This window comes from Micromonospora sp. IBHARD004 (assembly GCF_052814115.1).
In genome coordinates, this window is the sequence record NZ_CP199934.1 from 4,601,676 (window position 1) to 4,619,529 (window position 17,854).

The 17,854-nt window shown below is 71.0% G+C and carries 11 protein-coding genes, 1 tRNA gene and 1 pseudogene; 7 read left to right on the forward strand and 6 right to left on the reverse strand.

The window, feature by feature from the left end:
- Positions 1–38 precede the first annotated feature (38 nt).
- Positions 39–416, reverse strand: a complete 378-nt coding sequence (locus ACTWO6_RS22445) for an SMI1/KNR4 family protein (protein WP_446215773.1) — start codon at positions 414–416, stop codon at positions 39–41.
- Here ACTWO6_RS22445 and ACTWO6_RS22450 point away from each other — a divergent pair.
- Positions 402–719: pseudogene (locus tag ACTWO6_RS22450) on the forward strand (transposase family protein); the annotation flags it as partial. The gene ACTWO6_RS22445 and the pseudogene ACTWO6_RS22450 overlap by 15 nt on opposite strands.
- Before the next feature lie 356 nt (positions 720–1,075).
- Here ACTWO6_RS22450 and ACTWO6_RS22455 read toward each other — a convergent pair.
- Entirely contained in the window at positions 1,076–1,504 is a 429-nt protein-coding gene (locus ACTWO6_RS22455; protein WP_446215774.1) for a YybH family protein, read from the reverse strand.
- 88 nt (positions 1,505–1,592) lie between these two features.
- On the opposite strand from ACTWO6_RS22455, the gene ACTWO6_RS22460 reads away from it, so the two are divergent.
- Positions 1,593–1,964 (forward strand): YciI family protein, encoded by a 372-nt coding sequence (locus ACTWO6_RS22460; RefSeq protein ID WP_446215775.1) that lies wholly within the window; start codon positions 1,593–1,595, stop codon positions 1,962–1,964.
- The gene (locus ACTWO6_RS22465) at positions 1,952–3,157 is read left to right on the forward strand and encodes an RNA polymerase sigma factor (protein WP_446215776.1); all 1,206 of its coding nucleotides are present in this window, start codon (positions 1,952–1,954) and stop codon (positions 3,155–3,157) included. Before ACTWO6_RS22460 ends, ACTWO6_RS22465 begins: the two co-directional genes overlap by 13 nt.
- Here ACTWO6_RS22465 and ACTWO6_RS22470 read toward each other — a convergent pair.
- From ACTWO6_RS22470 to ACTWO6_RS22480, 3 genes are all read right to left on the reverse strand, one after another.
- Positions 3,124–4,467 (reverse strand): IS5 family transposase, encoded by a 1,344-nt coding sequence (locus ACTWO6_RS22470; protein ID WP_446215777.1) that lies wholly within the window; start codon positions 4,465–4,467, stop codon positions 3,124–3,126. The two genes, ACTWO6_RS22465 and ACTWO6_RS22470, sit on opposite strands and share 34 nt — an antisense overlap.
- A gap of 289 nt (positions 4,468–4,756) precedes the next feature.
- Positions 4,757–8,053 (reverse strand): hypothetical protein, encoded by a 3,297-nt coding sequence (locus ACTWO6_RS22475; RefSeq protein WP_446215778.1) that lies wholly within the window; start codon positions 8,051–8,053, stop codon positions 4,757–4,759.
- A gap of 504 nt (positions 8,054–8,557) precedes the next feature.
- Positions 8,558–9,517 carry an NAD(P)H-dependent flavin oxidoreductase gene (locus ACTWO6_RS22480; protein WP_446215779.1) on the reverse strand — a complete coding sequence of 320 codons (960 nt, stop codon included), beginning with the start codon at positions 9,515–9,517 and terminating at the stop codon, positions 8,558–8,560.
- Positions 9,518–10,101: 584 nt separating this feature from the next.
- Between ACTWO6_RS22480 and ACTWO6_RS22485 the strand changes: the two genes are divergently transcribed.
- Positions 10,102–10,374: a hypothetical protein gene (locus ACTWO6_RS22485; protein ID WP_446215780.1), complete on the forward strand. Its 273-nt coding sequence runs from the start codon at positions 10,102–10,104 to the stop codon at positions 10,372–10,374.
- A complete protein-coding gene (locus tag ACTWO6_RS22490) occupies positions 10,371–12,053 on the forward strand; it encodes a recombinase family protein (RefSeq protein WP_446215781.1) in 1,683 nt (560 codons plus the stop codon). The genes ACTWO6_RS22485 and ACTWO6_RS22490 overlap by 4 nt, the downstream gene beginning before the upstream one ends.
- On the opposite strand, the gene ACTWO6_RS22495 is transcribed toward ACTWO6_RS22490, so the two are convergent.
- Positions 12,035–12,118 (reverse strand) — tRNA-Leu (locus ACTWO6_RS22495). The two genes, ACTWO6_RS22490 and ACTWO6_RS22495, sit on opposite strands and share 19 nt — an antisense overlap.
- Before the next feature lie 244 nt (positions 12,119–12,362).
- Between ACTWO6_RS22495 and ACTWO6_RS22500 the strand changes: the two genes are divergently transcribed.
- Positions 12,363–15,062 carry a tetratricopeptide repeat protein gene (locus ACTWO6_RS22500; RefSeq protein WP_446215782.1) on the forward strand — a complete coding sequence of 900 codons (2,700 nt, stop codon included), beginning with the start codon at positions 12,363–12,365 and terminating at the stop codon, positions 15,060–15,062.
- 151 nt (positions 15,063–15,213) lie between these two features.
- Positions 15,214–17,844: a fibronectin type III domain-containing protein gene (locus tag ACTWO6_RS22505; RefSeq protein ID WP_446215783.1), complete on the forward strand. Its 2,631-nt coding sequence runs from the start codon at positions 15,214–15,216 to the stop codon at positions 17,842–17,844.
- The last annotated feature ends 10 nt before the right edge of the window (positions 17,845–17,854 follow it).

Here is a 17,854-nt window from a genome sequence, read left to right on the forward strand (position 1 = left end):
GTCGTGCCGAGAAGCGTATGTTCAAGCCGAATGCAGGGTCAGATCTCGATCCTTCCGTCGAGCCACCACTCCAGATAGGTAGCCAGGCTCGGGTCGACCATCGTCCGGCTGTCCGTTTCATGATCCCAGACGAACACGTCGGCCGGACGGTCACGCATGACGAAGGCGAACTGATCGCCGTTGCCAGCGTCCGCAAAGAACAACAAGGGTTCGAACGGCATGTACAGCTTGGGGAACGTGGCGTCGGTGCGAAACTCCACGTTGTCGGTCCTGATCCGTTCTACGGGCCAGACGGGTTCGAGGCCGTACTCGCCCTTGACACCGTCGCTCTCCCGGAGAAGCTCGGCAAGGTCGCGAGGCAGGGTTTGACCCAGTGCCGCCTCGCAGGCGCGAATCGCCGCGCCGCCCGCACCCACGGCATTATCGACGCCCTGACCAGGGAAGACGTGATGACCTTCGCGGACAAGGGCTACCAAGGCGCCCGCGGCAGCGTACGCACGCCGTTCAAACGGCGCCGCTTCCGGCCCAAGCTGTCACGCCGGCAGAAGGCGGTCAACCGCGCCCACGCGAAGATCCGCGCCCGCGGCGAACGAGCGATCGCCACCCTCAAGACCTGGAAGGTCCTGGCCAAGCTGCGCTGTTGCCCGCGCCGCGCGACCGCGATCGTGCAAGCCATCCTCGTCCTGCACCATGTCGAAGCCAACCGCTACGCGGGATGAGAAAGGCTCAGTAAAGGATGGCTTGGTTTGCACACCTCCGCGGGTTAGGACCAGATTCGCGTCGTCAGGCGACCGGTCGTGGCTCCACCACTCTCTCCGCGTTCCACGACGCGCTGAGCAGGCCGACCTCGCGGTCTACAACGCCGGCCCGCTCGCCGGGAACTGGCGCGCCCAGTGGGGCGCCCGGGTCTACGTGAGTCCCTACGGTGCTTACGGGTGCCTCCTGGTACACCGCGAGCGCGCAGGTCGTACGCGAGGCGCTCGCCGCGGCGAAGCCCACCGCGGCCTAAAGCCTTCCTCCGGCTGAGGGCCGCCGCCGAGGGGCGTCGGCGGCGGGCCCAGCGCTCCTGATCACCTCAGTCGGTGGGGGTCAGCCCGGTCGAGGCGCGGAACGAGCCGTCCATCTCGAACGGCACCGACTCGTGCTCGTGCGTCACCAGCCAGCGCCCGTCGATGCGGCGCAGGCCCAGCGTCACCCGGAACCACAGGCTGAAGGGCTCGGTCGAGCCGCGAGGCACGGCGGTCAGGCAGTCGAGGCTGGTCGCGAACGCCACGTCGCCGTCCGTGGTGATCTCCAGCTGGGTGACCTCGCGGCGCGGCGGCGCCTCGAAGGTGGCCATCCAGGCCTCCAGCGCGGCCGGGTTCCGGCCGTCGCCGGGCTGGCGCAGCGGCGGGGCGAGGGTGTACTCGACGTAGCTGGGCGCGTAGTACGACATGATGGCCTTGGCGTCACCTTGCTGCAGCAGCGCGGCCTTGCCCTCGATGGCTTCCCGGATCTTGTCCATGACAGTTCCTACCCTTCTCTCTTGCCCGGGATGTCGAAGCCGGGTTGGCCGGTTTCGACATCCCGGGCAAGAGAGAAGGAGAGAAGCCGTGAAATACCTGATCCTGATCCAGTCGAACCCGCAGTCGCTGGCCGTCTGGGAGACGCTGACCGATCAGCAGCGGACCGATTTCGGCGTCGGTCACCTGCGGCTGACCGAGGAAATGCGCGAGGCTGGCGTGCTGGTGGTCAGCGAAGGGCTGGGCGATCCGGCCCTGGCCACCCAGGTCTCGGTGCGTGACGGTAGGACGATCACCTCCGACGGCCCGTACGCCGAGGTCAAGGAGCATCTGGCCGGCTTCTACCTGATCGACGTCGCGGATCTCGACGAGGCGGTCGCCTGGGCCGCGAAGGCGCCGGACGCCGCGTACACCCGGGTCGAGGTGCGCTCGATCCTCGATATGAGCACATGGGAGCTGTGACCGGGCTGCCGGACCTGCTGCGCGAGTGCGCGCCGCAGGTCCTGGCCGCCGTGGTGCGCCGCTACGGCGACTTCGAGGCCTGTGAGGACGCGGTGCAGGAGGCGCTGGTCGCGGCCGCCCGGCATTGGCCGGAGACCGGCGTCCCGGAGCAGCCGCGGAACTGGCTGATCACCGTGGCGAGCCGCCGGCGGGTGGACCTGCTGCGCAACGAGACGGCCCGCCGGCGCCGCGAGGAGGCGGTCCGGCACGAGCCCGCGCCGCAGGTCCGTGGCGACGACGAGCTGGCGTTGCTGCTGCTCTGCTGCCATCCCGCGCTGAGCGTGCCGGCGCAGGTCACGCTCACCCTGCGGGCGGTCGGCGGGCTCACCACCGCGGAGATCGCCCGGGCGCTGCTGCTGCCAGAGGCCACCGTGAGCCAACGGATCAGCCGGGCCAAGCAGCGGATCCGCGACACCGGCACCCGGTTCGAGATGCCCGCGCCGGGCGAGCTCGGCGAGCGTCTCACCGCGGTCTGCCACGTGCTCTACCTGATCTTCAACGAGGGCTACACGTCCAGCTCCGGCGACGCCTTGAACCGGGTGGAGCTGACCCGGGAGGCGATCCGGCTGACCCGGCAGCTGCACCGGCGCCTGCCGGACGACGGCGAGGTGGCCGGGCTGCTCGCGTTGATGCTGCTCAACGACGCGCGCCGGCCCTCGCGTACCGGGCCGGACGGCACCCTGGTCCCACTCGCCGAGCAGGACCGGCGCCGCTGGGACGCGGCCGCGATCGCCGAAGGCGTCGCGATCATCACCCACACGCTGGCGCGGGCCCCGATCGGCCCGTTCCAGCTGCAGGCCGCGATCGCGGCGGTGCACGACGAGGCAGCGCGCGCCGAGGACACCGATTGGCCGCAGATCCTCGCCCTGTACGGGATGCTGCACGCACTCGCCCCGAGCCCGATGGTCACGCTGAACCGGATCGTGGCGCGTGCCATGGTCGACGGCCCGGAAGCCGGGCTCGCCGCTCTGGACCAGATCGCCGAGGATCCGGTGCTGGCCCGGCACCACCGGACCGCGGCGGTGCGGGCCCATCTGCTGGAGCTGGCCGGCGACCGGGCCGGGGCGCAGGAGCATTACCGGCTGGCGGCGCGGCTCACGCTCAGCCGGCCCGAGCAGCGCTATCTGGAGTCGCGGGCCGCGCAGCTCCTATGAATCTTTTTCAACCTGACATCGGGCCGAGCATCCGGGCCATTGGCCGGCGCCGGATGTTGCCGCCCTGACCACGTTTGAAAAAGGTTCAACGTGCTGTTGGGGTTCATCGGCCGACTGGGATCCCGGTAACGCACGCGTCTGCCGCGATCCGCGCGCTGCGGAGCGTGACCACCCAGCAGCAGCCCTCGGAGTGTCCGGACATGCCGAGATGAGTGTGTTGGCTGACGTCTACGGCGTGGGCCGCCTTGCGGGTTGCGGCGCTTATCCTGCTGACCGCCCGCGGCCAGACCTTTCGTCCCGGAGCTGCCCGGTGCTACTGCACGTCGAGCGATTCGTCGATGAGTCGGCTTAGCGGGAAGGACAGCTCGGCTTCGAGGGCCGTTGCCGCGGCGGTGATGGCCGCTCATTCGGCTTCTATTGTCGGTCCGTGACTGCCGAAATCCTCGCCGGTCACGTCGGCCAGTGTCCGGTCGGCCTTGGCGCGAGGCGCGTAGCCGTGAGCCGTGATCGCCCTCCGTGTCCGCTGGCGTGCATCCCCAAGATCTTCTTAGAGCCTGGTAAATAAGGGTTTCAGGCGGTTGGTGGCGGGCGAGGCGGCGGGTCATGACGATGATCATGGCCCATTGGACCATCGCGGCGTGGTGGTCGGGTAGCCGTTCGTAGTCGCGGACTGTGTGTCGGCACCGGTTGATCCAGGAGAACGTGCGCTCGACCGCCCACCTGCGGTGCAGGACGACGAACGTGGTCTGCCCGGCGAGTTTCGCGACGATGCGTACGGTCAGGGCGAGGTGGGTGGCGGCCCAGTCGACGAGCCGGCCGGTGTAGCCGCTGTCGGCCCAGGTCAGCCGGATGGTGGGGAAGCAGGTGCGCAGCGCCCACAGCAGCGGGCGGGCGGCGTCGCGGTCCTGCACGCCGGCGGCGGTGACCAGGACAGCGAGGAGCAGGCCGCAGGTGTCCACGGCGATGTGACGCTTGCGGCCGTTGACCTTCTTCCCCGCGTCGTAGCCACGCCCGGGGCGGCCGACGGTCTCTGCGCCGCGTACCGACTGGGAGTCGACCAGCGCGGCGGTCGGCTGCCGGGTGCGGCCCTCGACCTGTTCGCGGACCTGTTCCCGCAGACTGTTGTGCATCCGGTTCAACGTCCCGTCGCGGGTCCAGGCCGTGAAGTAGTGGTAGACCAGCTTGTAGTGGGGGAAATCGGCGGGCAGCGCATCCCACTGGCAGCCGGTCCGGTCGAGGTAGCGGATCGCGTCCACCACGTCCCGGCGAGGGTAGGTGATCGGCCGGCCGCGTCCGGTCCCGGCCGGCACGTGCGGGGCCAGGACGGCCCATTCGGCATCCGTGGTGTCGGACGGGTAGTGCCGTGGCCGGGCGGTCGGCAGGTGATCGGCGAGGCTGCCCGGGGCGGTAGATGCGGCGACACCGGCGACAAGGTATACAGACAGGGTTGGGCCTTCGGTCGTGCTGGTTTAGTCGCCTCTGCTCGTACCGAAGGCCCTTCCCCATGTCACGCCGCCACGCCGGACACGCGAGATCATCGATCTCAACTGGGCCCCAGCGGCCGCCTCAACCCCTTATTTGCCAGGCTCTAAAGGAACTTCAGCCAGCGCCGTTCTCGCGAAAAAAATCCTGCGTCAGGACGTCGCGTAGATCGGTACCAAGGGCTGAGAAACGGCTGACGATGTGCTCAACCCTGACGCGCTCTGCGGCGCCCGCGCCGGCCGCAGCACGCAGGATGGCCTTCACATCGTCGATTCTCCGGGCGTAGTCCCAGTACTTCGGGCCGTTGTCGAGCCACGTCCCGAAGATGTCGAGGCAGGCCGGAGCGTGCTGAGTGGCGTTGCTGCTCATTCGTTGCAGAGCCCGGAAACTCGGATGGAATTCCGGGTCGCTGACCATGATGTTGCGCAGCTGGGCAAGGGACCAATCCTCGTCGAAGGCGCCGCTGAGGTACCAGTCGTCAAACGTCTGCAGCTCGCGGTGCCCCGAACTCGGGTTGGCCGTGGCGAGCCGGTATTCCCAGAGCTTCATGAGGCGGGCGCGGTGGGCTGGGTCGAGCGGGACAGCGGCGGCGAGCGAATTTCCCGACATCTCCACGATGACGGCCGCAGCTTGGGCCGGCGCTTGTTGATAGAACCTGTGCAGCAGTTGGTCCGGGTCGTCCAGGCCGATGTAGCCGAACCAGTAGCGCCGACCGAGGTGGCTGGCGAGCTGGCTGGCTCGCATCACCGCCCAATCGTCGTCGCCGTCCGGAGACAGCTCGCGAACGGCGCGCTCGTAGTGGGGCAGCAGAAGATCCCAGAGCTGATCTGACGGGGCTGGGTTGTCGAGGAAGCCGTCCCAGGCGGCCGTCCAGGTGTCGTTAAGGCTGCTGTCTTCGGGCAGGATCTGATCGAGGTGCTCGCGTGTCCAGGACGGATCGATGAAGTGCAGCACCGGCAGGTTACGGCCAAGGGTTTCAGGTACCGCTGCTGACCCATCGGGTCCGCTGAGGTGCTGCTCGATGAGGGCTAGGACCTCTGCCGGCGGCTGGGAGTCTGCCCGGCGCTTCCACAAGCCGAGCTGGATGGCGGTGTGCAGCGCGGCCGGACGGACGGCGTCGAGCGCGGATGAGGCGGGATCGGGCTCGTCCTGGGGATCGGGATCAGCGATGGCGGAGCGGACGATCGCCCAGATCCCGGGCTCGCATCCCGCCGGAATCGGGCTGTCGGTGTGGCGCAGCGCGGTCCCGAGGATGTGCAGGACGTTGTAGCGCGCCCGCCGCCACTGCCGGACGGCGCGCGTCGTCACCATGGCCGCAAGCTCCGCCGCGGCTTGATCGTCAACCCAGCCGAAGAATTCGATCAGCGCGGCCCAATCGAGCTCGCGGCGATCACGCGCGGCATCGGCGAAGCCTTCGAGGATCGCGCTGGCGTGCGCGGGATCGACTCCGGTGAACGCGCCGGCATCGTGTGAACGCTGCTCGGCGGCGGCAGCGATCGACGCGCTCAGGGCATTGCAGATCGCCGAGCGGTCGAGGCCGCGCCAATCCTGCGGGGGCTGCCAGCGTGCCAAAAACTCAACGAGCTCCGCTGCCGGAAGTGCCTGGAGCTCGCCTGCGTCAACCGGGGATTCCTGGGTCCAGGAGCTGGTGAAGCGCACGGGCACGACGGATAGATCCGAAGCCGGCCCGCATTGGGTCACGAGCTGTTGGTATCGGTCTCGAGCGGCCGTATCGAGGACTGGTTCGAGGGGTGCGAGGCGGTCGCGGATCCACATGCCAGCGAGTTGCTGCACCGTCGCGTCCGGATCCGGATGGTCGTGGGCTTCGGAGAAGCGGTTCTTCCACGGGCCAGTGTCTGGGCCGGCCAGGATCGCATCGACAAGCTGCTGCACCTCGTGCGGCTCCAGCAAGGCATGGACATCGCGCAGGAACAGCTGAAATTCGTACTCGGCGCCGCGGTCAGCCAGCAGGTCTCGATCGAACAGGTAGCGGCGGACCAGGCTCAGGTCGTCCTGACCGTGTTCTCGTACCAGGTGCAGCGCAAGCCGCCGAAAGATCAACGCGTGGTGCTGCTCCAGAACATCGAGAGCGTGCTGCAAGGTTGTTTGACCGGACGACACCAGTTTCTCGGCAATGGAACGCACGGCGTCCACGAGAGCGTCTCGCGCATCCGGGCCGGACGAATCGTCCTCGTCGGCGAGCAGCGACGGCCGCCAGAACCGCGAGTTGTCCTCGCCGTCCGCTTTGAAGGTCTCGACCGCGGCATCGAGCAGGCCCGCGGCGAAGGTCAGCATCGGCAGGCCGACGACGGACGCAACGGCTGGCAGCGGGGTCCGAACGATGCTGACGTAGTCGTAGATCCGGACTGCCTCCTGGCCGCGTTTGGGCACGTCTTTCAGCACACCACGGATGAGATCGTCGGCGGCCTCGGCGTATCCTGCCTCCGCCAGCCGAACAGCGAGCTCTCCAATCTCGTCGGCCGCGATCACCCCGAAGGGGCCGGGTATCGAGGCGACGATCGTCGGCACCAGCCCCACCCCGTGAGCTGGCGGGAGGGTCAGGGCGATCTTCACCAGGTCCCAGATAACGTAGCTGTTGTCCGTCGCCGGGATATCAAGTGCCGCCTCGATCGTCGCCTGTGGGTTGTCGGTGGCTACCCGGACGAGGTATTCAGACTCCGGCCACCGGCGCAGGACGGCTGCATCGTTGCCGGGCTCCAGGATCGCAGGCGGAGGATTGATGAAGAACCCATGCTCGCGCAGAGCGCCTAGCCACGCGGTTGATGCTCGATTGAAAAAGTAGCGTCGAGCCGTCTCGTTCGCGGGGAACTTCTGCGCAAGGCGCTCAGCGTGCTCCGCTACCGGGTTCTGCACCGCTAGAAGCAAGTCGAGGCTATCGAATACTGTGCTGTAACGCAGCTCGAAGCGCTCGAGGACGAGATCGAACAGTGCCTCCATCTGAGCGAAGAACTCTCGGAAGCCGGCATCCATGGGCCGGGGATACTCAAGCCCGTTGCGGTGCGCACGCTTGTGCAGTCCGATTGGCACTTCGGGGCTTTGGCCGAGCCAGAACTCCCTCAGCGGGTGCGACTCCGGTATCTGAAGATCCGCGCAGATCGCAGAGATCTTCAGGCTTCCGGACTTCTTAGCCTTGCCGGCCGCTCGGATCTCGGCCGGGCCGACCTGTGCCATCGCGCGCTCCTCCAAGACGGCACGCAGCGCACTATCGACCTCGCGGAGCGCGTGGCCGACCATGTGGGTGGTCACTGGGCGCACGGGCGACTCAGCCATCCGGTCGCAGGCTTCCTTCCAGAACTCTGCCGCCCCAGGCCCTACCAGGCGCAGGAGACCGCGATAGATGTCTGCTTGCCGCGCAGTCAGCGAGAGCTGCGCGACACCGTTGTCCTGAGTCATTGCCGCCCTCGCCGCCGATGCTTGTGCTCGCCGATCGTTCACCCGGGTGGGCCGTGCAAGGCGGCTGGCGCAGTGGAACGCACCAGCACAGGGAAGCTGATGGTGTGCAAGCCCTCGGCCGGGGACAATCGGCTGCGGTGGCGGACCGCCTGACCGCCGCCCGGATACCGCAGCCTCCCAGCGCGTCGCTACACCAGGCCGGCTTACATCGCGCCGAACACCTCGACAGTCCCCGGGAAGACGGCCTCGACTGGATCTTCACATCGCACTGCCCCAGACGATTCGCATGCATCAGGCACCCGAACTCTTCGGTGTGAAAAGGAGTGGTCTCCGGAGCGTCGCTAGTCCACGCAGACGCGCACCAGCAAGCCGCGCCTGACAGCGGCCACCAAAAATTCCCCATGGACGGCCAGTTGCGGTGTGGCTGTGAGTGATCGCTCTTGGCTCGGTAGCTTCGCCGCGGCGCGTGACGAGCGAGCCGGAACGGCGCTGACGGCTGGTGGGTCAGTGGCGTCCCGCTCGGGTCAGGGCGTCCTGGGCCTGGGTGACCATGGCGGTGACCAGGTCCTCCGCCGAGGGCAGGTCGGTGATGAGGTCGACGGCCTCGCCCGCCCAGACCGGCAGCGGGGGCACCGCGCCGCGTGCCACGTCGTCCTGGTACGCCTGACGGGCTTGGGGATCGGCGGCGAGCTCGGCCTCCCGGCCGCGCCAGCGGTCGAGGTAGGGGTGGCCGAGGGTGCGGGCGGGGTACTTCGACGGCCATCGGGAGCCGCGCGCGATGTCCAGCACGGTGCTGCGCTCGGTGTCCTGCCCCCGCCCCTCGAGGATCGCCTTGGTGATCGACGGATCGACCAGGGCCTCGGTGGTGGCCTGGAAGCGGGTGCCGATGAGCGCTCCGGCAGCGCCCAGCACGAGCGCCGCCGCCACACCACGTCCATCGGCGATCCCGCCCGCTGCCAGCACCGGCACCGGAGCTACGAGATCCACCACCGCGGGCACGAACGGCAAAGTGGACCGCCCGCGCACGGCTCCGTGCCCACCGCTCTCGGTTCCCTGAGCCACGATCACATCGGCGCCCAGGTCCACGGCCCGCTTGGCCTCCTCCAGATCTGTGACCTGGAGGATCAACAGAGCCCCTGCCCGGCGGACATGCTCCGCGTATGGGCTCGGATCGCCGAAGGACAGCATCACGGCGCTGGCGCCGTAGCTCAGCGCCAGCTCCACCGCGGCGAGATCGATCCCCCAGGTCAGGAATCCGACACCCCACGGCCCTTCAGTGCCCGCGACGATCGGCACCTCACGTGCCAGCCACTCCGGGTCCCCGTACGCGCCGCCCAGAATCCCGAACCCGCCACCGCGGGAGACAGCTGCGGCCAGCGCGCCGCCGGCCGACCCACCCATCGGCGCCAGCGCGATCGGGTACCGCACGCCGAGCATCTCCGTGAACGCCGTCGACAACGCCATGCCCACATCATGCCGCCTCGTCCGACGGGCAGGATGACAAGGCAGCGACTGACCTCCGCGGACCGGACCCGCCACGCCCAGCGATCAGCTCGTCACAGGCTCTCGGCAACACGGCCGCGTGCACAGCTACCCGTTGTGACATTCGTGGCCAGATAGCTCCCCACCAAGTGGCCGCTAGTGGGGAATCTCGACTGGCCACCAACACGCGCCGCCCAGCAGCGCTAGCCCAGCGCTAGCCCGTCTCGAGGCCCCCGAGGGACATGACAACCGCATAGATGTAACGCCTGCCCCTGCTCAGCGAGCGGCCGATGCCTGACGGCATCGGCCGCTTCTTCATGCCCGCCGGAGCAACCGGCACACCAACCAACTTCGGAGGACCTCTCCATGACAACCCACCCATCCGACACGGAGCGAGCCTCAAACGCATCGAGCTGCAGCACGACCGCCGCGCTCGCTCACGACGCCAATGCCCGCATCGCCCTCCAGCCCGCCCTCTTTCGGAACGGGGTCGCGGCGGCCAAGGAGCGAACGATGCACGCCCACCGACGGATGTCTCCGCCGGGTCAGCCACCGGACGGAGGCGTATGACTCTGCCGTCCGATCACCAACATCAGCAACGCAAGGAGTCCGATCCGGCGACGGACGCGGCACCGGACAAGCGACTTGACCGGTCCAGTGAAGGCGACCGTTCATGGACGGTCGACGACGTCGACGGGCGTGCGACGACCGCGTTCATCAGGGTGGAGGCTCCCCGCCAGCCACCTGAGCTGCACCCCGGCGCAGCTGCCGCCCTACTGAAGCTGCTCAGACGCGTCAACGACCGCCGCACGGACAACTCGATCGAGGAGAACGGATGACCACCCCTCAACCGAAACCCTTCGCCTTCTACGGCCGCGTCTCGACCGAGGACAACCAGGACCCCGAATCGTCCCGGAGCTGGCAACTCACCCGCGCGACCACACTCATCCAGCCCCACGGTGGACGCATCGTCACCGAGTACTTCGACGTCGGCCAGAGCCGCTCCCTCCCCTGGCAACGCCGGGTCCAGGCCAGCCTGCTTCTCGCGGCGCTGCGCGACCCACGGCGCGGGTTCTCCGCCGTCGTCGTCGGCGAACCCCACCGCGCCTTCTACGGCAACCAGTTCGGTCTCACGGTGCCGCTGTTCGCCCACTACGGCGTCGAACTCTGGGTGCCCGAGATCGGCGGCCCCATCGACCCTGACAACGAGGCACACGAACTCGTCATGTCCGTCTTCGGCGGCATGAGCAAGGGCGAACGCAACCGGATCAAGCTCCGCGTCCGCACCGCCATGACCGCTCAGACCCTCCTCGAAGGCCGCTACCTCGGCGGACGCCCACCCTACGGCTACACCCTCCGCGACCTCGGACCCCACCCCAACCCCGCCAAGGCCGCCGACGGCAAACGCCTCAAGGGCCTCACTCCCGACGACCACACGGCGCCGATCGTCCGGCGGATCTTCGCCGAGTTCCTCGCCGGCATCGGCCTCTTCGCCATCGCCGAAGGACTCACCGCCAACCACGTACCGTGCCCGTCAGCCCACGACCGCGCCCGCAACCCGCACCGCAGCGGCATCGCGTGGTCCAAGAGCGCCGTCCGCGTCATCCTCACCAACCCCCGCTACACCGGGCGACAGGTATGGAACAAGCAACGCACCGACGAGGTGCTGCTCGACGTCGACGACGTAGCAATGGGCCACACCGGCGTCATGCGCTGGAACGCCCGAGACAAGTGGGTGGTCTCCAAGGAGATCACCCACGAACCACTCATCGACGACGCAACCTTCGAACAGGCCCAAGCAATCCTCCAACGGCGCGGACGGGAAACCGGCGGTCAACACGTCAGGCAGCGCACCCGCAACCCGTACGTCTTCCGCGGCCTGATCTACTGCGCCGCCTGCGACCGACGCATGCAGGGCCAGTACAACCACGGCGACGCCTACTACCGCTGTCGCTTCCCCCAGGAGTACGCCCTCGCCAACCAGGTCGCGCATCCCAGCAACGTGTACCTGCGCGAGAACGCCCTCACCGACCCGCTCGACACCTGGCTGGCCTCCGCCTTCGCACCCCACCGCATCGAACAGACGATCACCGCTATGGCCGACGCCCAACCCCTGGATCATCCGCCCGGTCTTGCTGCGGCAGCCCAGACGATCATCACCGCATGCGACGCCAAGCTGGAGCGCTACCGGGCGGCCCTCGACGCCGGTGCGGACCCGGCGGTGGTCACCGGCTGGATCGCCCAGACCCAGGCCGAACGCGCCCGCGCCGAAGCAGATCTCCACGCGAACGCGGGCAACCGCCCGCGCCGGATGAGCCGAGCAGAAATCGCGAGCCTGGTGACGGCGCTCGGAGATATCGCCGCCGTGCTCCGCGACGCCGATCCCGCCGACAAGGCCGAGGTCTACCGTCAGCTCAGCCTCCGACTCGCCTACCAGCCAGAAACGCAAACGGTACGCGCTGAAGCTGATCTCAGCGCGCACCGTGGGGCTATGAGTCGTGTCCGAGGGGGGACTTGAACCCCCACGCCCTATACGGGCACTAGCACCTCAAGCTAGCGCGTCTGCCATTCCGCCACCCGGACCTGCTCGTCCAGCCTACCCTGTCGGCCACGGTGACCTCGTCACCCGTCAGCCGCCCCGGTGGGCCGCACGGGGCATTACTGTACACGGCCCGGATGGATCATGCACATCGCCGCCCGCCGCGCTCCGGCGACGGACGTTTCCGCAGCTCACGGGGGTCGGATCACGGACCTCGTCGGCGACCTGGTCCCACCATGCGTGCGGGCGGGTAGCGTCCGACCGTCGATTACCGGCAGCATTGCTCACGTGTCCCACCCCTCCCCCCTGACCGCCGCTCAGCACCAGGCCCTCGCCCTGCGCGCCGCCGGTGACCTGGCCAGCGCCCGCCGCCTGCTCACCGACGCGGTCGCGGCGGCCCGCCCGGCGTACGGGGAGGACCACCCCGAGGTGCTCGGCAGCGCCCACCTGCTGGCGCGGCTGCACCGGGAGGCGGACGACCCGGCCGCGGCCCGGCGGGTCCTGGAGGAGGCGTACGCGGCCGGCGAGCGCCGCCGTGGGGACGCCGACCCGCTGATGCTGGCGCTCAGCTTCGACCTGGCCGGGGTGGCGGAGGAATTGGGCAACCGGCACGAGGCCCGCCGCAACTACACCCGCGTGGCCACCGCCGGGCCCGCGGTGCTCGGCCCCGACCACCCCGCGGTGCGCACGGCCCGAAGCTACCTCGGCGACTCCGCCGCCGCTCCCGCCGCCGGCGGACCGCCCCCCGGTCCGGCAGCGCTCTCCGGGCCGACGATGTCCCTGCCGGCCGTACCCGCCCCACCGGCACCCCAGGCCCCGCCACCCCCGCCGCTCACCGGCGCGCCGCGGTCCGCCCCGCCGGCGCCGGCCGTACCCGGGTCGGAGTGGGCGCCGCAGCCCGGGCTGCCCCGGGCCGGGGTGCCGCAGCCGCCGCAGGTCAGGGCAGCGCAGTCGCCCCCGCCCGTCTCGACGCCGGCGCACCCGCACCCGGCGTCGTCGGGGTGGGCGCCGCCGCCTGCCCCCGCCGCCGGGCCGGCGGCGTCGCCGCCTCCTCCGCCGGTCATCGCCGCGCTGAACCGGACCAGCACGGCTCCCACCTCCGCGCCGCCCGTCCCCGCCGTTCCCCTGCCGCCGCCCCCGGTCATTCCGGCTCCGGCACCGGCCCCACCCGCGCCGACTGCGGCGCCCCACCCGGCACCCGGCTCCGCGCCGGCACCGCCGGCCGGCACCGCTCCGGCGCCCACCTGGGCCCCGTCCATGCCCTCGGCGCCCCCGGCGCCCCTGCCGCCGGCCCCGGTCATCCGGGTCCCGACCTCCGCGCCACCCGCACCCGGCATGCCGACCGCAACGCCCCCCGCGCCTCAACCGCCCGCGCCCAGCTCGGCGCCCCCCGCGTCGGGCCTTCCCGCACCGAACTCGCCTCCTCCGGTTCCGCCGAGCTCCGCCGCGACGCCGGTCTCCGGCCCGGCCGCACCACCGCAAGCTCCGCCCGGTGTTGTCCCTGTCTCCGCGCCGGCACCGGTCTTGCGCCCGCCCACCTCGTCCGCCGGCCCCCCGGCGACCACCGGGCCGCAGTCCGGGCCGCAGCCGGTCGCCGATCTGCCGTCCCCGCCGGGTCAGCCCGCCGTGGCGGGTGCCGCCGCGAGCGGGAGCGACCAGCAGCAGCCGATCACCCCGGCGCCCGGTTGGACCAAGCCGACCATCCAGGTGCAGCAGATCGCGCCCCTGCTTCGGGAGGAGGCCGACCGGGCCGCCGCGGCGGCACCGCCCCCACCGCCCGGCACGCCGCCGGCCGCCGCCACGCCCCTCAGCACCCCACCCGCCAGCGGCCCGTCCTTCAGCGCGCCGCCCTTCAACGCCGCGCCCGTCAGCGGTCCGCCCGTCGGCCCGCCACCCCTGAGCGCCACGCCCGTCAGCAGCGCACCGACGAACACTCCGCCAACGCCGGCCCACCCGGTCAGCGGCCCACCGATGCCGCCGGTGAGTGCACCTCCGCCACCCGCATATCCGGTCAGCGGCCCGCCGGGGCCCCCGAACCATCCGGTGAGCGCACCACCGACGCCCGCGTACCCCGTCAGCGGCCCGCCGGGGCACCCGGCGTATCCGGTGAGCGGCCCGCCCGGCGTCGACCGGCAGCACCTGTACCCGGGCGGGGTGGTTCACCCGGGACCGTCGCCGGTGAGCGGGCCGCCTGCCGTGGCCCCGGTCAGCGCGTCGCCCGTACCGCCGTGGGGGTTGACCGCGCCGCCGTGGAGCAGCGCCGCACCGCCGCAGCCGCTCGACCGGCCGGCCGACGCGGGGCTCGACGCGCCGGCAGAGGAGGACGCCGACGAGCCGGACCCGCATCCGCTGCCCGGGCCCGCTCCGGCGACCGAGTCCGCCGCCCCGGCACCGCTGCCGGTCTACGACGACCTGCTGGAATTCCCCGAGCCCCGGCACGTCGACCCGGCGCCCGGGACGGAGGCGTACCCGGCGCAGGGGGCGTGGCCGGCGGTGCCGGCGCCGTTCCACCAGCCGCCCGCGTACCCGCAGGTCGAGGAGGCCGAGCCGCGCGGCCGCAACCGTACGGTGATCGCCGTGGCGGCGGGCGCGGCGGTGGTGGCCGTGGCCGCCGCGATCGGCGTGGGCGCGGTGGTGCTCAACCGCGACGCGGCGCCGGCGCCCGCGCCCGGGCCGACGCGGGCGAAGCCGGTGGTGACCGGCGCGCCCCCCGGTGACCTGCGGCTGCGCGACGACACCACCGCGATCACCATCACCTGGACGGACCCGACCGGCGGCGGCGTGCCGTTCATGGTGGCCGGCGGCCGGGCGGGCCAGAAGCTGGGGGTGATGGCCACGGTGGACCCGGCGCAGACCAGCTACACGGTCAACGGGCTGAACGGGAAGCTGGACTACTGCTTCACCGTGCTCGCGGTCTACTCGACGGACACGTTCGCCACCTCGGGTCAGGTCTGCACCGACCGGGAACGCGCCACCCCGCCGGGCTGACCGACCGTCCACCCGCAACACGCTGGGTGTCCACAGCGGGACGGTGCGGGTTCCCCCGCGTCGGGGCGGCCCATATGATGGCTCCCGGCTCTGGGGAGGGTCGTCGCCGCCCGGCACGTCTCCCCGCACCGACAGTGGGAGGCAGCCGGCAGTGGCCACCATCGAGGACGTCGTGAGCACCGGGGCGGAGACGCCCCGACCCCGGTCCCGGATGCGGGGCGGGCTGGTGACCATCGGCACCGTGGCGGCGCTGCTGGCCGCCATGGGGCTGACCGTCCTCGGGCTGGGCGCCGCCGACAACGCGGTCGCCAACTACGACGCGAGCTCCTGGCTGTGGAGCACCACCCGCAGCGAGATGGCCCGGGTCAACGGGGTCACCGCGCGGGTCGACACCCGGGTCGAGGTCCCCGGCGCCCGTCGGCACCAGATGCAGGTCACCCAGACCGACCGGCTGCTGATCCTGCGCGACCTGAACACCGGCCAGGTCAGCTCGCTGGACCTGGCCACGCTCCAGATCACCGCGACCACCCCGACCACCCCCGGCTTCGGCGTGAACGTCGCGCTGCACGAGGACGCCGCCTTCGTCGTGGACGCGGTGCAGGGCATCATCCGGCAGCTTGACCCGCGCTCGCTGACGCCGGTCGGCGAGCCGGTGCGCTATCCCCCGGGCATCACCGGCGGCTCGTTCGACGGCGAGGGTCGGTTGTGGATCGCGGTGCCCAGCGAGGGGACCGTCTCGGCGATCACCGCCGCGGAGCTGCCCGCCACGCCCGGGGCCGCGCCGCCGGCGGGCGCCGGGCTCAGCCCGAAGCAGGTCCAGACGTACGACGTGGCCGAGCCCAGTCACGAGCTGGCGCTCTCCACCCTGGATGAGGGCGTCGCGGTGCTCGACCGCACCTCCGCCTCACTGGTGACGGTCCAGGGTGGCCAGACCCGGCGGGCGGACCTGACGATGACCTCCCCGGGCACCCTGCCCGCGCGGACCAGCGGGCCCCAGGTGCCGGTCACCGTGGCGGGCGAGCGGCGGGTGCACGTGGTCCGCGGCGCCGACGAGGTGCGGCAGTTCACCGTCCCGGGCGCCGGCGACCGGCTCAGTCCGGCGGTCGCCTGGGCGAACCGCTTCTACTGCGCGGACGAGGCGACCGGCACGGTCTACTCGTTCGACGCCGACGGCAAGCTGGTGGACACCATCAAGGGCTCCGGGACGTCCGGCCCGCTGGAGCTGGAGGTGCGGGAGAACCACCTCTTCATCAACGCGCCCAACTCGCCGACCGCCCGGGTGGTCGACGACAAGAACCAGGTCCGCGAGGTCAACAAGTACGCCAACGACGTGCTCGGCGGCGACCCGCCGCCGGCGCCCCCGCCGCCGCCCCCGCCGAAGAAGCCCCGGGTGGGCAAGCCGGGCGCGCCGCGCGCCGTCACCGCCGCGGCCGGCAACGCCTCGGCCCGGGTGAGCTGGCGGCCGGCCGCCGCGAACGGCGCCGAGATCAGCAAGTACGTGGTGGAGGGCGCCGACCAGCGCCACGAGGTGGGCGCCAACCAGCGCGCGGTGGAGATCACCGGGCTGACCAACGGCGAGACGTACACCTTCTCCGTGCACGCGGTGAACGCCAAGGGCGACGGGCCGGCCCGGAAGAGCAACCCGGTCACCCCGACCGCGGCGGTGCCCGACCCGCCGGCCAGCGTGACCGCCGAGGCCCGCCCGGACGGCACGGTGCTGGTGAAGTGGCCCGCGGCCAACGGCCAGGGCAACACCATCGCCCGGTACGCGGTCACCGCCGCGTCGGCCGGCGCCACCGCCCCGGCCGGCGAGTCGACGAAGACGGAGCTGGTGATCCCCGCCGGCGAGCTGGAGTACGGCACCCAGTACGCGTTCACCGTGGTGTCGGTGAACGACAAGGACGCCGGCTCGGCGGCCTCCCCGGTCAGCAACACGGTGGCGCCGTTCACCGCCCCCGCCGCGCCGGCCGACCTGCGGGCCAGCACCGTGGCCGACCAGCCGGGCACGATCGCGGTGCAGTGGTCGCCGGCGGTGGAGAACGGCCGCCCGGTCACGAAGTACCTGGTCGACGTCGGCGGGAAGACCAGCGAGGTGACCGACGTCCGGACCACCGTCAGCGGGCTCGGCGACGGGCAGAACGTCACGGTGAAGGTGAAGGCGGTCAACGAGGCGGGTCCCGGCCCGGAGGCGTCCACCACGGCGCGGACCGTGGCCGCGCCGCGGATCACCGTGACCGGCTCGTCGGCCGACGCGACCTCGGTGACGGTGACGTTCACCGTCGACGCGGGCGGCGGCACCGCGACCTGCTCGGCCGCCACCGGCGGGAAGACCGCCAGCGGGAGCTGCTCCAGCCTGCGGGTGACCGGGCTGACGCCGGGCACTGCGTACACGGTGACGGTGACCGCGAGCAACGCGGCCGGCAAGGGCACCGCGACCCGCGCGCAGTCCACCGACCCGCTGTACGGCGTCGCCACCTGCAACAACGGTGCTTCCGGCCCGGAGGCGACGTACTGCAACGCGGACGTGGACGGCCGGAACGGCAACGAGGTCTTCTCGGTGCCCCGGCAGGACAACGCCAAGCAGGTCGGCTGGGCGAAGCCCGGCACGCGGCTGAAGGCGTACTGCAAGAGGCAGGGCGAGGAGGTCTACGCCTACATCTACAACGACAACAAGCGCAGCACCTGGTGGGTGCAGGTCGACTATGCGGGGCGGAACTACATCCCGTGGGCCTGGCTCAACCTGGAGGGCGGGGACAACATCAACGTCCTGCCCACCTGCTGACGGCGTACGA

Bases quoted from the DNA above. Each gene is read 5' to 3' on its own strand.
- ACTWO6_RS22455 (WP_446215774.1), bottom strand. From the start codon at position 1,504: ATGGACAAGATCCGGGAAGCCATCGAGGGCAAGGCCGCGCTGCTGCAG.
- ACTWO6_RS22465 (WP_446215776.1), top strand. From the start codon at position 1,952: ATGGGAGCTGTGACCGGGCTGCCGGACCTGCTGCGCGAGTGCGCGCCG.
- ACTWO6_RS22475 (WP_446215778.1), bottom strand. From the start codon at position 8,053: ATGACTCAGGACAACGGTGTCGCGCAGCTCTCGCTGACTGCGCGGCAA.
- ACTWO6_RS22480 (WP_446215779.1), bottom strand. From the start codon at position 9,517: ATGGCGTTGTCGACGGCGTTCACGGAGATGCTCGGCGTGCGGTACCCG.
- ACTWO6_RS22485 (WP_446215780.1), top strand. From the start codon at position 10,102: ATGACTCTGCCGTCCGATCACCAACATCAGCAACGCAAGGAGTCCGAT.
- ACTWO6_RS22490 (WP_446215781.1), top strand. From the start codon at position 10,371: ATGACCACCCCTCAACCGAAACCCTTCGCCTTCTACGGCCGCGTCTCG.